12 protein-coding genes are annotated in these 14,695 nt (G+C 53.7%); 4 read left to right on the top strand and 8 right to left on the bottom strand.

Features of this window, described 5'->3' with window-relative positions; translation table 11 throughout:
- The coding region (xylF, locus tag J1785_RS11630) for a D-xylose ABC transporter substrate-binding protein (RefSeq protein WP_217219457.1) at positions 1-928 on the bottom strand (928 nt) is incomplete at its 3' end.
- A gap of 382 nt (positions 929-1,310) precedes the next feature.
- On the opposite strand from xylF, the gene xylA reads away from it, so the two are divergent.
- A complete protein-coding gene (xylA, locus tag J1785_RS11625) occupies positions 1,311-2,630 on the top strand; it encodes a xylose isomerase (protein WP_217219456.1) in 1,320 nt (439 codons plus the stop codon).
- Between the two features lie 91 nt (positions 2,631-2,721).
- The gene (gene xylB, locus J1785_RS11620; RefSeq protein WP_217219455.1) at positions 2,722-4,173 is read left to right on the top strand and encodes a xylulokinase; all 1,452 of its coding nucleotides are present in this window, start codon (positions 2,722-2,724) and stop codon (positions 4,171-4,173) included.
- A gap of 593 nt (positions 4,174-4,766) precedes the next feature.
- On the opposite strand, the gene lsrG is transcribed toward xylB, so the two are convergent.
- Genes lsrG through lsrA form a run of 6 tightly spaced genes read right to left on the bottom strand, consistent with a single transcriptional unit; the run spans position 4,767 to position 10,655 of the window.
- Entirely contained in the window at positions 4,767-5,057 is a 291-nt protein-coding gene (lsrG, locus tag J1785_RS11615) for a (4S)-4-hydroxy-5-phosphonooxypentane-2,3-dione isomerase (protein ID WP_129990380.1), read from the bottom strand.
- Between the two features lie 3 nt (positions 5,058-5,060).
- Positions 5,061-5,936, bottom strand: a complete 876-nt coding sequence (gene lsrF / locus J1785_RS11610) for a 3-hydroxy-5-phosphonooxypentane-2,4-dione thiolase (RefSeq protein WP_129990381.1) — start codon at positions 5,934-5,936, stop codon at positions 5,061-5,063.
- A gap of 19 nt (positions 5,937-5,955) precedes the next feature.
- Positions 5,956-6,972 (bottom strand): autoinducer 2 ABC transporter substrate-binding protein LsrB, encoded by a 1,017-nt coding sequence (lsrB, locus tag J1785_RS11605; protein ID WP_217219454.1) that lies wholly within the window; start codon positions 6,970-6,972, stop codon positions 5,956-5,958.
- 13 nt (positions 6,973-6,985) lie between these two features.
- Complete coding sequence (gene lsrD, locus J1785_RS11600) at positions 6,986-8,023, bottom strand: autoinducer 2 ABC transporter permease LsrD (protein WP_217219453.1); 1,038 nt, start codon at positions 8,021-8,023, stop codon at positions 6,986-6,988.
- Entirely contained in the window at positions 8,023-9,099 is a 1,077-nt protein-coding gene (gene lsrC / locus J1785_RS11595) for an autoinducer 2 ABC transporter permease LsrC (protein WP_217219452.1), read from the bottom strand. Before lsrC ends, lsrD begins: the two co-directional genes overlap by 1 nt.
- Positions 9,093-10,655, bottom strand: coding sequence for an autoinducer 2 ABC transporter ATP-binding protein LsrA (gene lsrA / locus J1785_RS11590; protein WP_217219451.1), 1,563 nt, complete (start codon positions 10,653-10,655; stop codon positions 9,093-9,095). The genes lsrC and lsrA overlap by 7 nt, the downstream gene beginning before the upstream one ends.
- Positions 10,656-10,886: 231 nt before the next feature.
- Here lsrA and lsrR point away from each other — a divergent pair, with 231 nt between their 5' ends.
- A complete protein-coding gene (gene lsrR / locus J1785_RS11585) occupies positions 10,887-11,861 on the top strand; it encodes a transcriptional regulator LsrR (protein ID WP_217219450.1) in 975 nt (324 codons plus the stop codon).
- 70 nt (positions 11,862-11,931) lie between these two features.
- Complete coding sequence (lsrK, locus tag J1785_RS11580) at positions 11,932-13,524, top strand: autoinducer-2 kinase (protein ID WP_129951540.1); 1,593 nt, start codon at positions 11,932-11,934, stop codon at positions 13,522-13,524.
- A 57-nt stretch (positions 13,525-13,581) separates the two neighbouring features.
- Here the strand turns inward: lsrK and kdgT are convergent, their stop codons facing one another.
- The gene (gene kdgT / locus J1785_RS11575; protein ID WP_129951541.1) at positions 13,582-14,580 is read right to left on the bottom strand and encodes a 2-keto-3-deoxygluconate transporter; all 999 of its coding nucleotides are present in this window, start codon (positions 14,578-14,580) and stop codon (positions 13,582-13,584) included.
- Between the last annotated feature and the right edge of the window lie 115 nt (positions 14,581-14,695).

Raw genomic sequence — 14,695 nt, 5'->3', positions numbered from 1 at the left:
CCTGAATCGGTGTCAATAAATAAGATGGCACCTCTTTTTTACCATTATTTAATGTGGCATTTGATTTCGGGGTTTCTCCTTTACCTAACTGCACTGCAATTTCTGCAGCATCATTGGCCAGTTTAGTAATTGGCTTGTAAACGGTCATGGTTTGAGTGCCGGCTTCGATTCGTTTAATTGCAGCAAGGTCGGCATCCTGCCCCGAAATAGCCACTTTCCCTGCCAGCCCTTGTGCTGACAGTGCCTGCACTGCGCCCCCGGCTGTTGCATCGTTAGATGCCACCACCGCATCAATTTTATTGTTGTTAGCGGTCAGGGCATTTTCCATAATTTTTAAGGCGTTTTCCGGCAACCACCCGTCAGCCCACTGATCGCCCACGATTTTAATCTTTCCGTCTTTGATGAGCGGATTCAGCACCTTCATCTGGCCAGCGCGGAACAGCTTGGCATTGTTATCCACCGGTGAGCCCCCCATCAGGAAATAATTTCCCTGCGGTACACGCTGAACCAGGCTTTGTGCCTGGAGTTCGCCGACTTTTTCATTGTCAAAAGAGATATAAAAATCAATATCCGCGTTGTTGATCATGCGGTCATACGCCAGCACTTTGATGCCTTCCTGCTTAGCTTCGGCAATCACGTTACTGAGCACTTCGCCGTTGTACGGAATGATGACCAGCACATCAACGCCGCGATTGATCATATTTTCAATCTGCGCCATTTGTGTTTCTTCATTGCCGTTGGCGGATTGCACAAAAACATCCGCTCCCAGCGTTTTGGCTTTAGCCACAAAAATATCACGGTCTTTTTGCCAGCGTTCTAAACGTAAGTCATCAATAGCCATGCCAATTTTAATTTCTTTCGCTAACCCTGACTGGCTAAAAAGCACTAATGCGGCACAGGCAGAAAGAATTACTTTATTCATTTTCATCATGTCAGACCTTTTATAAGAATAAGTAGAGGCAGATACAGAGAAGTATGTACAGCAATGACACAAGGATTGTTGTCGCTGGGTAATTAATCGGCAATTGCAGATTTTAATCACTGCATTACGATTTTTTGTTTATTTTAGGAACTATGATGGTGATCATGGTTTGATTGTAATACGCACAAGCCAGGTACTTTTATTATCGTGATGTCATGGAAAGCGGGTAAAAAATGACAAGAAAAAGGGTTATTTATGCGATCTGCCGCACACTTAATAATTCTATTAAATTGAGTGTGAAATAACGTAATTGTGAGATTAAACGTCAACTCCGAAGATAGAGCCTCAGCCTCCCAGTCCCGCTGGGCCCGTTTTCAAGGAGTTATCAATGCACGCATATTTCGACAAACTCGACGCAGTCCGCTACGAAGGTGCTAACAGCACTAACCCGTTGGCATTCCGTCATTACAACCCTGAAGAAGTGATCCTCGGCAAAACGATGGCTGAGCATCTGCGTTTCGCCGCCTGTTACTGGCATACATTCTGCTGGAACGGCAACGATATGTTCGGTGTGGGTGCCTTTGATCGCCCGTGGCAGCAAGCGGGCGATGCGCTGGAACTGGCTAAACGCAAGGCGGATGTTGCATTTGAATTTTTCCAGAAACTGAACGTCCCTTATTATTGCTTCCATGACGTTGACGTCTCGCCGGAAGGCGCATCAATTAAAGAATACGTGAATAATTTTGCCATCATGACCGATGTACTGGCGCAAAAACAGGAAGCCAGCGGGGTAAAATTATTGTGGGGTACAGCTAACTGCTTCACCCATCCACGTTACGGCGCAGGCGCAGCAACCAATCCTAATCCAGAAATTTATACCTGGGCCGCCGCACAGGTTGTGCACGCTATGAACGCCACCAAACAACTGGGCGGCGAAAATTACGTGCTGTGGGGTGGCCGTGAAGGGTACGAAACCCTGCTCAACACTGATCTTCGTCAGGAACGCGAACAGCTGGGTCGCTTCATGCAGATGGTGGTTGAGCATAAACATAAAATTGGTTTTCAGGGCACGCTGTTGATCGAACCCAAACCGCAGGAACCGACCAAACATCAGTACGATTATGATGTCGCTTCCGTGTATGGCTTCCTGAAACAGTTCGGTCTGGAAAAAGAGATTAAAGTGAATATCGAGGCCAATCACGCCACGCTGGCCGGTCACTCATTCCACCATGAAATTGCTAACGCAATTGCTCTCGGTATCTTCGGTTCCGTCGATGCTAACCGTGGTGACCCGCAATGTGGCTGGGATACCGATCAGTTCCCGAACAGCGTGGAAGAAAATGCACTGGTAATGTATGAAATCATCAAAGCAGGCGGTTTCACTACCGGTGGTCTGAATTTTGACTCGAAAGTTCGTCGCCAAAGCACCGATAAATATGACCTGTTCTACGGCCATATCGGCGGAATGGACACCATGGCGCTGGCGCTGAAAGTGGCAGCCCGTATGATTGAAAGCCGTGAACTCGATAAGCACGTTGCCCAGCGTTACGCTGGCTGGAACACAGAATTAAGTCAGCAGATCCTGCAGGGCAAAATGTCACTGGAAACCCTGAGCAGCTATGCGCAACAAAATGCGCTGGCTCCTCAGCACCAGAGCGGTCAGCAGGAGCGTCTGGAAAATCTGGTTAACCGCTACCTGTTTGGTTAACCGGTTAAAATAAGTTGGCGCCCTGCCCGCTATAGGCGGAATTGCAGGGCGTTAAACGTTACAGGTTCGGATCAACAGATAAGGGAAAATTATGTATCTCGGATTAGATCTGGGCACCTCTGGCGTCAAAGCCATTTTGCTTAGCGAAGAAGGTGGGGTGGTCGCCAGCCACAGTGAGGCGTTAACCCTTTTCCGCCCGCATCCGTTGTGGTCTGAGCAAAATCCTGCCGACTGGTGGGATGCAACGGACCGCGCAGTATCTGCACTGTCACAACAACACTCTCTGCGGGGTGTAAAAGCGATTGGCCTGACCGGTCAGATGCATGGCGCTACTCTGCTGGACGCACAGCAAAAAGTCTTACGTCCGGCCATTTTATGGAACGACGGTCGCAGTTTCAGCCAGTGTCAGCAACTGGAGGCGGAAGTCCCTGCGTCCCGCCAGATCACCGGTAACCTGATGATGCCTGGTTTTACTGCCCCTAAGCTGCTCTGGTTGCGTAAAAACGAACCGGCTGTATTTGCTAAAATAAACAAGGTCTTGCTGCCAAAAGATTATCTGCGCTGGCTGATAACCGGCGTTTTCGCCAGCGATATGTCAGATGCCGCTGGCACCATGTGGCTGGATGTTGCCAGGCGCGACTGGAGCGACGCATTACTTACTGCAACCGGCCTGACCCGCGAACAGATGCCCGCTCTTTTCGAAGGCAACCAGATTACCGGACATCTGCTGCCTGAAATCGCCTCACGCTGGAATATGGATTCCGTGCCCGTGATTGCCGGTGGTGGTGATAATGCGGCGGGTGCCGTTGGTGTCGGATTATACAAAACCGGACAAGCTATGCTTTCCCTCGGCACATCCGGTGTGTATTTCGCCGTCAGCGACGGTTTCCTGAGTAATCCGCAGCAGGCAGTACACAGTTTCTGTCATGCGCTGCCGGATACCTGGCATTTGATGTCCGTCATACTTAGCGCCGCCTCATGTCTGGATTGGGCCGCAAACCTGACTGGCTCCGCATCCGTTGGCGAACTGATCAATCTGGCTGAAAAGGCTCCGGGCGCAAATGCACCTGTATGGTTTTTGCCGTATCTCTCCGGCGAGCGGACTCCGCATAATAACCCGAATGCCAAAGGTGTTTTGTTCGGTCTGACACATCAGCATGGCCCTGCGGATATCGCCCGTGCCGTTCTCGAAGGTGTCGGTTTCGCACTGGCTGACGGCATGGATGTGCTGCATGCAACCGGCCTGATACCGCACAGCGTCACCCTCATTGGCGGCGGTGCCCGCAGCCCGTACTGGCGTCAGATGCTGGCAGACATCAGCGGCAAAACGCTGGAATACCGCACGGGTGGCGACGTCGGCCCGGCACTTGGCGCAGCGCGTTTAGCGCAAATCGCCATGAATCCGGGAAAACCGCCGGAGCAGTTCCTGCCGGAACTGCCACTTGAGCAAGTGCATCAGCCGGATGCTGATAAGCACACTGCGTATGCGGAACGGAGGAAAGTGTTCAGGGAGTTGTATGTAAGACTTGAGGGATTGATGTAATGGCGGATTGGCCATCAGGGCAATGTCAATGAAGGCCTGATCGGGAAGATTTCGGTTTCTCAAGTGCAGCGGTCACCTGAAGCACAGTGCCGAAACCGACCAGAGGGGAAAAGCTTTTCCCCTCTGAACTCCCCTCGCTTTTTCAAACACGTGATCCGCGCGCCGGCTATGTTTCAGGTATCGCAGCGACAGGCTGGAAATCTTGCCGCTGCGCGGTGCCTTCTCTCGGTCCTGGAGCCTCTGGTCTCCAGGCCGCTCCGTTCAGCAAGATTCCTGAATCGCCCGCACGATCTTTAAATCAACGGCAGACTGTTTTTCATCTTTTAAAAGGTTGATTGGCGTGCTCAAAAATGGCACCGAATGAATGGTTCGAGACCTATGGCTCGAAGCCTGAAATTCGGGAATCGCGCAGCGATGACATTTTGCGCCACACACTGATGCACCAGAATATGTCCTTCATACCAGCGATAGCGCGCAGTGAAAAAAGCGCGGAGTCCAGAGGCCCGCGCGTTACCGGGTCTCTGGTCGGTGTGGGCCGACGCCCACGGTTTTGCAGTTGCGGTTGCAGTTGCAGTTGCAGTTGCAGTTGCAGGTCAAGGGTAAATCCCCTTGAAGGTTGTCTTCTTCCTCGGCTCCGACATAATCCCCTCCAGCGCTTCGACACATTTCAGATAATGCGCTGTTTTTTTGTGCGCCAGTACAGCCTCGTTATCCTGATAGGCTTCATAGATAAAGAATCGTGTCGGTACCGACTCATCCTGCAGCACATCAAACCTGAGATTTCCCGGTTCCTTCACCGCGCCCAAATGATTAGCGTGAAATACCGCCAGGAACTCATCCACCTTTTCCGGGTGAATGTTAATTTCGACCAGTGTCACTTCCATGATTCACCCCTTTTCGCTCAGGAACAGTTCGTAGGCATGGACCACGCTGGCGTTTTCATGTACCACCGCCTTCACCGCTTTTAGCATCGCGACCGGCGATTCAGACTGGAAGATGTTGCGCCCCATATCCACTCCGGAAGCGCCCTGATCAATAGCCTGATAACACATCTCCAGCGCCTCACGTTCCGGCAGTTTTTTACCGCCTGCAATCACGATGGGTACCGGACATCCCGCTGCCACACGCTCAAAACCTTCATCGACGTAATAGGTTTTGATAATGTTCGCGCCCATTTCAGCAGCAATTCGGGTTGCCAGCGAGAAGTAACGCTGGTCACGCGCCATATCTTTACCCACACCGGTCACCGCCATGGTCGGCATGCCATAACGCATCCCCTGATCAACCAGCTGGATGATGTTTTTAATCGACTGATGTTCATATTCACTGCCGATATATACCTGTGCCGCCATTGCTGCGACATTCAGGCGCAGCGCATCTTCTATCGCTACCGCCACCGCTTCATTTGAGAGTTCAGTCAGGATAGAGTTACCGCCGGAAGCCCGCATCACTACGGGTTTGTTCACCGCAGCAGGCACCACGCTGCGCAGCACGCCACGGGTACACATCAGTACGTCAGTGTGCGCAAACAAAGGCGCAATATTAATGTCGATACGTTCAAGACCCGTCGTCGGCCCCTGAAAATAGCCATGATCAAATGCCAGCATAACCGTCCGGCCTGAATGGGGATTGAAAATCCGCGCCAGCCGCGATTGCATTCCCCAGTCAAGCTGACCGCTGCCTTTGAGGAAGAATGCATGATTGTCCTGCGGCGTGCCGATGCCGAAATTTTTACCGTCTCTGATATCGTCCAGATCTGCCATTTCATTTTCTCCTTACTCGTCAGAAGTCATATTTGCCAATGTTGTCTTTGGTGAAGACCACGCGTTCGGGCAGTAAAACGATGCCGTTACCTTTGGCCTCATACTGGTAGCCCTGCACACTGTTCGGTACCACTTCCACCGCTCCGACGTCCGGCACATCCAGTTTGTCACCCACGTTAAGCTCGCCTTTTTTCAGCAACTGATCAGCAACGTAAACCGAAATCTTGCCCTGACTGACCACATCCCACAGGCCAAACTGTTTCACCGTGCCGCGTTCAACATACGGCCGCATAACGTTTGGTGTGCTGAAGCCGACGATAGTCACGTTCGTCCGTTTAAGATTTTCCGCCGCCTGCGCGGCTGCCGGTAATGCGTTGGCATCAGGCGCAATGATTGCGTCGAGGTCCCCGTAGGATTTAAGGATACCTTCGGCGGTTTGTAGCGATTTGGTGGCGTCGTTATAGCCGTATTGTGTGGTGACGATTTCCCAACCCGGATGCTCTTTGGCGATTTTGGTTTTTGCCTCTTTCACCCACTGGTTCTGGTCGGTAACCGTCGGGCTGGAATAAAAAAACGCCACCCTGGCCTTTTCTTTTTTCACCTGACTGGAGGTCATATCCACCAGTATCGAGCCAAGTTGCTGCGGCGTGCCCTGATTGATGTAAATCGAGCGGCATTCCGGTTTGGTATCAGAATCCCAGGTCAGCACTTTCACGCCACGTTGCATGGCACGTTTGAGCGCCGGGCACAGACCATCGGGTGACACTGCAGCAACCACAATCGCGTTATATCCCTGATTGACGAAGTTGTTGATCATCTGCACCTGACCGGACACGCTCGGTTCCGTGGGCCCGTCATAGGTCACGTCTGCCCCCAACGCTTTACCGGCGGCCATTGCGCCGTTACCCCCACTGGTGAAATAACCGACGCCCACCAGTTTTGGAATAAACGCGATGCGTTCAGCCGCCTGCGCATTGAGGCAGGCCAGGCTTACAGCACTGGTAATTAATAAGGTTTTCAAACAATTGGATTTCATTATTCACCCCGGCTTATTGAGAAATAGATGGTTTCGACGTCAAGGAAGAAGAAGACGCAGACCCGCGCTGGCGATAACGCTGGAATACACTGCGGATAAGATCACGATTGAGACTGGCAGAACGGCCAATAACCACCAGGATCAGCAGTGCCCCCGAAAGTGCGCTTGAGACCTGGCTCGATACGCCAACCATCTGCAACCCCTGCTGGAGATAGCCGATCAGCAGCGTCGCCAGCGCCGTGCCGAGAATAGAACCTGAACCGCCGTAGATATTGGCGCCGCCGAGCACCACAGCGGTAATCGCCGGCATCAGCAAAGCATTGCCGAGATCAGAACGGGCTGAGCCGAAGTATGAAGTCATCAGAATGGCGGCCACAGCAGATGCCAGCCCGGTCATGCCGTATAACGCGAAAACTGTGCGACTGACCGGCAGCGCGCCATAACGCGCCACACGCGAATTCTGACCGATAAGAAACACGTTGCGGCCAGTGCGACTGCGGTGCATCAATAGCCAGAATAAAAGTGTGGCGGCCAGGAAAATCAGCAGTGGCACCGGCACGCCGATGACCACCAGATTGGCGAAATTGGTAAAGGTATCCGGAAAATTACCGATGCCTTCAAAACCCGTTGCGCCCGCCAGTCCGGAAAGCAGCAAGGCGCTGCCGCCGAACAGATAAAGTGTGCCGAGCGTAATAACCAGCGGATTAACGCCGGTATAAAGGATCAGTGCTGCATTCAGTAAACCGCAGGCAGCGCCGAGCGCCAGCGTAAGGGGTATCGCCAGTACCAGCGGTACGTGTGCCTGAAATAATACGCCGAGCGCGATGGCGCACAGACCGATGGTTGAACCGAACGAAATGTCTATGCCGCCGCTGACAATCACCAGCGTCAGCGGCAACGCCACGATGCCGATGATGATGAAATCGCTGGTGCTGAACAGCAGCGTACTGGCATCCAGCATGCGCGGATTGGCGACACCGAACAGTAAAATTTCCACGATCAACAGCACCAGCAGCGCCGCTTCCCAGCCATATTGTTGCAGTTTGTTCATTACACCACCCCGCTCTTTTTGCCGGTGCTTAACCGCCGCGTGAGATTTTTTTGCGGCTGTGATTTACGTTCAGAAGGTTTCTTTGGTGACGGCTGAGTGGCAGACAGAAAACGGGCGTATTTCTGGCGGCGCAGGTTTTTCTGCAAGGCCTGACGCAATCTGCCGTCGAAAACCAGTACGGCCAGCAACACCAGACCGGCGATGAAATCGTTCCACCAGGCCGGAAAACGTAACAGCACCAGCACACTGTCGATTTGTGTGAGGAAATACGCCCCGAGTACGGCACCCAGTATTGAACCTGTACCACCGAGCAGGCTGATGCCGCCAAGGACACAGGCTGCGATAGCTTTCATCTCCAGCCCGCTGCCGGTCTGATTGGGCACGAAACCAATTTGCGAGGCGAATACGATCCCGGCAATGGCAGCCATCATGCCGTTAATGCCGAATGCAAGAATGCGTACACGGTTAACCGCCACGCCGAGCTGCCGTGCACCCTGTAAATTGTCACCGACAGCGTAGAAGCTGCGCCCGAATGTCGTGCGTCCGAGTATCCAGAACATCACCGCCAGCAATACAATGACCAGCCAGCCGAGCGAAGACACACTCAGGAAAACCGGTTCAGATAAAGATTTCAGCCCGGCGGGTAAGCCTTCAATCCATTTACCGCCGGTCATCAGCAGCATCAGACCGCGGTATAAGCCCAGCGTACCGAGAGTGGCAACGATTGCCGGAATACGCAGCCACGCGACCAGCACACCATTGAATAATCCGGCCAGTAAACCGGTGCCGAGAGTGAGCAGACAGGCCAGCGACAGGTTCATACCGCCGTTAAGCAGGACGCCCAGCGTTACGGCGCACAACCCCGTAACAGAGCCGACCGAAACGTCGATATTGCGGGTCAGCATAACGACGGTTGCCCCCATTGCCAGCAACATCAGGATCTGCGCACTGCCGAAAATCATGCCCAGCGTCTGGAAGCTGAATGACTGGCTGTCCATCGTACCGAGCAAGGCAAACAGCGCAATAATCGCTATCAGCGCCGTCAGTTCACGGTTGTTTTGTATCCGCTTCAGCATGAGGTTCCTCCGGTAGCGGGAGTGTTGGCATGATTACCAAACGCAATGTGCATGATGTTGCTGACGTTGATGTCGCTGCCCTGCAACTCGCCGCTCATTTCGCCCTGATGCATGACGAATACCCGATCCGCCAGCCCTTCGATTTCATCCAGATCAGAAGAAATCAGGATCACTGCAACGTTCTGTTGCACCACGCTGCGCAACAGCTGGTAAATGTCAGCACGTGCTGACACATCCACGCCGCGCGTTGGTTCATCGACAATCAGCACCGCAGGTTGTGCTTCCAGGCATTTAGCAATAAGCAGTTTTTGCTGATTTCCGCCGGAAAGTGTGCGGGCGGTTTGTGCACCGTCGCGGTATTTAATGCCCAGCGCACGGTGATAACGTTCCAGCACGGCGGCTTCACGTTTGAGATTCAGCCACCAGCTCTGACGGTTGAAGGTCAGTGAGGTGGTGTTCCAGCTTAATGGTGCATCGAGATAGAGGCCGGACGCCTGGCGGTCTTCCGGCAGATACACCAGCCCCTTTTTCAGCCGCTGTAATGTGTTCATTCCGCTGATGTCTTGTTGCATCAGTACAACCTGACCACTTTGCGCCCCGCGCAGGCCATACAGGGTTTCGGCCAGTTCCGTACGTCCTGCGCCCACCACACCTGCCAGCCCGACGATTTCTCCTGCGCGGGCGCTGAATGAAATATTGATAAACCCTTCGCCGGTCAGGTTTAGTACCTGCAAGACGGGCTCACTGCCGGCCCTATCACGCCGGGAGCCGGGTAAATCCAGCCACAGCTTTTGTTCTGCCGGCAGCGCGGTGTCCTGTGAATGCGGGGTAATGGCACGGATCAGCGCATCGTTATCCAGTTCGGCAAGCCTGCCGCTGAGAGCAATTTTGCCATCACGCATCACACTGACCCGGTCCGCAATGGCTCGAATTTCAGGCAGTTTGTGCGAGATAAACACCACGCCGACACCCTGTCCGGTGAGATGCCGGACCTGGGTGAATAAACGGGCGGATTCTGCCGGTGTCAGCGAGGCGGTCGGTTCATCAAGGATCAACAGTCGCGCGTCACGCATCAGCCCGCGCAGAATTTCCACCAGTTGCTGATCGGCCACTTCAAGGGTTCCGGCCAGCGCACCCAGCGGTAAATTGCAGCCCAGCCCAGTGAGCGTCTGCTGCAATTTTTTTTCGCTTGCCTGATGTGCAGGCAAACGGAAAAGAATGTTTTCGCGCACGGTCAGGCTGGGGAACAGCATCGGCTCTTGCGGAACCAGATAAATCCCTGCCTGATGTGCTTTCGCCGGTGACAGCGCCAGTAAAGGTTCGCCGCCAAGCAGTAACGTGCCGCAATCGGCCATTTCTACACCGGCAATAATTTTCATCAGTGTCGATTTACCTGCCCCGTTGCCGCCCAGCAGCGCGTGGACTTCTCCGTACAGCAGGCTGAAATCGATGTCTTTCAGCACCGCCACACCGGAGAAGCTTTTACTGACACCGCTGACCTGCAACAGCAGGTCCGTGGTTTGCAGGTCTGCTGATAACTGTTTGCTGCTCTGCATACACCGGCCTCTGGCTTGATACATTTATTGAACAAATGTATTTATGATTTAACATTGTTCATAAAACTAGACCGAGGTGACAGGGAAAACTTTTGTACTGATCACAGTTTGTTCAACTCATATACTCTGCGTTATGATTCAGGCGGTAATCATTTGAATTTTGCCAAACACATCACAGTTAACAACATTTCGTTAACGAACAATTGATCTACATTTTTATAAGTGTTCACTATGAATGATAAGACAACGCTTTCCGATTTGACTAACCATCCGGAATTCAGCATGGGTGAAGAGGAACTGCTGGCGCGCACCGCGTGGTTTTATTACCACGACGGCCTGACCCAGAATGAAATTGGTGAACGGCTTGGTTTGACGCGGCTGAAAGTGTCACGCCTGCTGGAAAAAGGCCGACAGTCAGGGGTGATCCGCGTACAAATTAACTCGCGTTTTGAGGGGTGTTTATCGCTGGAAAACACACTGCTCAAACGCTTTGGTTTACAGCAGATCCGTGTGCTGCCCCAGTTGTCCGACGGTGCGTTGAGTGCAAGGCTGGGGATTGGCGCAGCGCACATGCTGATGGCATTGCTCAGGCCGGGGCAATTGCTGGCGGTGGGTTTTGGTGAAACGGCGATGAGCACGCTGCAACATCTGAGCGGGTTCATCTCCTCGCAGCAAATCCGCATGGTGACGCTTTCCGGCGGCGTCGGGCCTTATATGACCGGAATTGGTCAGCTTGACGCGGCGTGCGGTGTGAGCATTATTCCTGCGCCGCTGCGCGCATCATCAGCCAGCGTGGCGGCCATTTTTCGTCAGGAACGTAATGTCCACGATGTCATGCTGGCTGCCTGCGCGGCAGATATTGCGGTCGTCGGCATTGGTTCGCTGAACCAGAAACAGGAGGCGACCATTTTACGCTCCGGTTATATCAGCGAAGGTGAGCAGCTATTATTTGGCCGAAAAGGCGCGGTCGGCGACATTCTCGGTTTCTTCATGCAGCGCAACGGTGAGCTGGCAGAAAACATGGCGATCCACGATGAGCTGATTGCCGTCGCGCCGGACGAACTGGCCAGCATTCCGACGGTGTTAGGCGTCGCAGGTGGTGTCGAGAAAGCCGAAGCCATCGTTGCGGCGCTGAAAGGCAAACGAATTAACGCACTGGTAACTGAAGAGAGCACAGCAAGAGCCATGCTGGCGCTGCTCGACTGACCCGCAGGGAGTGAGGGGCGTGGCGGTCAGGTAAACGGTGCCCGATAAACTGGCACGAGAGAACATTCTGATGACCTCTACCCTGAACTCTGATCACGATCGTAGCTACCTGATGGCGCTGGATGCGGGCACCGGCAGCATCCGCGCGGTGATTTTCAATTCCGAAGGCCAACAGATTGCTGCCGGACAGGCTGAATGGATCCATCTGGCGGTGCCGGATGTACCCGGTTCGATGGAGTTTGATCTGCAAAAAAACTGGCAACTGGCCTGCCAGTGTATCCGTCAGGCGTTGCAGGAGGCGCATCTTCCTGCCTCTGCGATCCGTGCCGTGGCGGCCTGCTCCATGCGCGAAGGCATTGTACTGTACGACAAATCCGGTGAGCCCCTCTGGGCCTGTGCCAATGTGGATGCCCGCGCCAGCCGTGAAGTTTCCGAATTAAAAGAGATCCATGATTTCGAATTTGAACGCGAAGTCTATGAATGCTCCGGTCAGACTCTGGCGCTGAGCGCCATGCCGCGTCTGCTGTGGCTGGCACATCACCGCCCGGACATTTACCGTCAGGCCGCCACCATCACCATGATCAGCGACTGGCTGGCGTACATGCTCAGCGGCGAACTGGCGGTTGATCCGTCAAATGCCGGCACGACCGGGATGCTGGATTTAGCCACCCGCAACTGGCGGCCTGAGCTGCTGGATATGGCCGGTCTGCGCGCCGATATGCTTTCTCCGGTGGCTGAAACCGGTACGCGCCTTGGTTATGTCACCGCCCGCGCGGCCGACGCTTGTGGTCTGACAGCCGGAACGCCGGTCGGCATGGGCGGCGGAGACGCACAACTGGGCACACTGGGACTCGGGCTGGTGCACCCCGGCCAGACCGCCGTTCTCGGCGGCACGTTCTGGCAGCAAATCGTCAACCTGCCTCAGGCGGTCACCGATCCCGAAATGAATATCCGCGTTAATCCGCACGTCATTCCCGGCATGGCACAGGCGGAATCCATCAGTTTCTTCACCGGCCTGACCATGCGCTGGTTCCGCGACGCATTCTGTACCGAAGAGAAAACCATGGCGCACCGTCTTGGCGTAGACGCTTACAGCTTGCTGGAAGACATGGCCGCCCGCGTACCTGTCGGTGCCTGGGGCGTCACGCCAGTGTTCTCCGATGCCATGCATTTCAAAAACTGGTATCACGCGGCACCGTCATTCATCAATCTGTCTATCGATCCGGAAAAGTGCAATAAACCGGTACTCTTCCGTGCATTAGAAGAAAATGCCGCCATCGTCTCGGCCTGTAATCTGGATATGATCGCCCGGTTTTCCGGTGTACGTGCCCGATCGCTGGTGTTTTCCGGCGGGGGTTCAAAAGGAAAATTATGGTGTCAGATTTTAAGTGATGTTACCGGTGTTCCGGTTCATGTGCCCGTGGTGAAAGAAGCCACCGCACTGGGTTGTGCAATTGCCGCAGGCGTTGCAGCAGGTCTCTACTCGTCCCTCGCTGAAACCGGCGAATCACTGGTGCGCTGGGAGCGAGAATATCAACCGGATGTCGCCAATCATGCAAAATATCTGGTGCAGAAAGCGAACTGGCAGGAAGTGTATGCGGATCAACTGGGACTGGTGGACAGGCAACTGACGACGTCGATGTGGAAAGCGCCAGGACTTTAAAGATAATTTCGGAATGCTTCCTCCCCTGCGAAGGGGAGGAGTAATCCAAATCTGGTGTTATTTAACACTCGCCATCGGCGGATCCATCGCCACTTTGCCTTTCACGGCTTTGTTTTTCACTCTTCTCGACCACATCGCGGTCAGTATCGGCACGAGAACTGAAGTGACAATCACTGATGTGGCAACCAGCGCAGTGGCGGCCGGCGCAATCGGTTTAAACTGCGGCACCATTTCGGCAATCAGCACCGGTGTTGCCACGGCGGCACCGGCTGAACTGGAGGCCGCAATACCGGCTGTTCCGTCACCGCCTCCGATGAATTTATCGGCGAGGATCAGCGGAATACCCGTAATGACAATGACGGCTACGCCCAGTAATACGCCTAACAGGCCGGTTTGCGCGATGACGGTCAGGTTGATGGTATTACCCAGCGCGAAGGCGAAGAACGGGATCAGCGTTTGTACTGCTTTGCTGAAGAATTCACGCAGTTCAGGGTCGAGATTGCCTAAGCCGAAACCGACCAGAAATGGCAACACGGCGCCGACGAAGACGTGCGGTTCAAAAGAGGCGATACCGGCAGTGCCGAGGATCACCATGGTCATCAGCGGGCCGGATTCAAGAGACATCAGCACAAACGCGCCCGCCTCTTCTTTTGTGCCGTATTGTTGCATCACCGAGGCATACAGGCCACCGTTGGTCATATCCATTGATGCAACCAGCGCCAGCACCGAAAGCCCGGCGAAGAAGCCAAATTCCACACCGTTCTCCGGCATGAACCGTGATGCCACTGCCGCAACAATCCAGGCGACCGCTATCTTAGTGACAACCAGTGTGCCGGATTTACGCAATACCGTACCGGTTGCGCTGAGTTTGATGGAGGCACCCATGCAGAAAAACCACACCGCCAGAATCGGTACAGTACCGGTCATCAGTCCGTTGGTGAAGGAACCAAAATATTTACCGGAATCAGGCGCGAAGGTATGACACAACGCACCTATAAAGAGAGGGACCAACATCATCCCGCCAGGGATTTTTTCTATCGCTCGTTTAATGTGCATAATTTTCACCTGATTTAAAAAGTAACAGACTCCGAATGCCGCTACGTTATCCATTTATCAGGCTGATAAAAGTGATTCACTTCATAATTTGAAACGATGTTTCTATTTTTTAGAT

Source organism: Rahnella perminowiae (assembly GCF_019049755.1).
GTDB classification, from domain to species: domain Bacteria; phylum Pseudomonadota; class Gammaproteobacteria; order Enterobacterales; family Enterobacteriaceae; genus Rahnella; species Rahnella perminowiae.
The sequence above is the reverse complement of the archived record's forward strand: the minus strand, read 5'-3'. Positions and strand labels throughout refer to the sequence as shown.

Bases quoted from the DNA above. Each gene is read 5' to 3' on its own strand.
- lsrD (WP_217219453.1), bottom strand. From the start codon at position 8,023: ATGAACAAACTGCAACAATATGGCTGGGAAGCGGCGCTGCTGGTGCTG.
- lsrA (WP_217219451.1), bottom strand. From the start codon at position 10,655: ATGCAGAGCAGCAAACAGTTATCAGCAGACCTGCAAACCACGGACCTG.
- lsrC (WP_217219452.1), bottom strand. From the start codon at position 9,099: ATGCTGAAGCGGATACAAAACAACCGTGAACTGACGGCGCTGATAGCG.
- xylA (WP_217219456.1), top strand. From the start codon at position 1,311: ATGCACGCATATTTCGACAAACTCGACGCAGTCCGCTACGAAGGTGCT.
- lsrK (WP_129951540.1), top strand. From the start codon at position 11,932: ATGACCTCTACCCTGAACTCTGATCACGATCGTAGCTACCTGATGGCG.
- xylB (WP_217219455.1), top strand. From the start codon at position 2,722: ATGTATCTCGGATTAGATCTGGGCACCTCTGGCGTCAAAGCCATTTTG.
- lsrB (WP_217219454.1), bottom strand. From the start codon at position 6,972: ATGAAATCCAATTGTTTGAAAACCTTATTAATTACCAGTGCTGTAAGC.
- lsrF (WP_129990381.1), bottom strand. From the start codon at position 5,936: ATGGCAGATCTGGACGATATCAGAGACGGTAAAAATTTCGGCATCGGC.
- lsrG (WP_129990380.1), bottom strand. From the start codon at position 5,057: ATGGAAGTGACACTGGTCGAAATTAACATTCACCCGGAAAAGGTGGAT.
- kdgT (WP_129951541.1), bottom strand. From the start codon at position 14,580: ATGCACATTAAACGAGCGATAGAAAAAATCCCTGGCGGGATGATGTTG.
- lsrR (WP_217219450.1), top strand. From the start codon at position 10,887: ATGAATGATAAGACAACGCTTTCCGATTTGACTAACCATCCGGAATTC.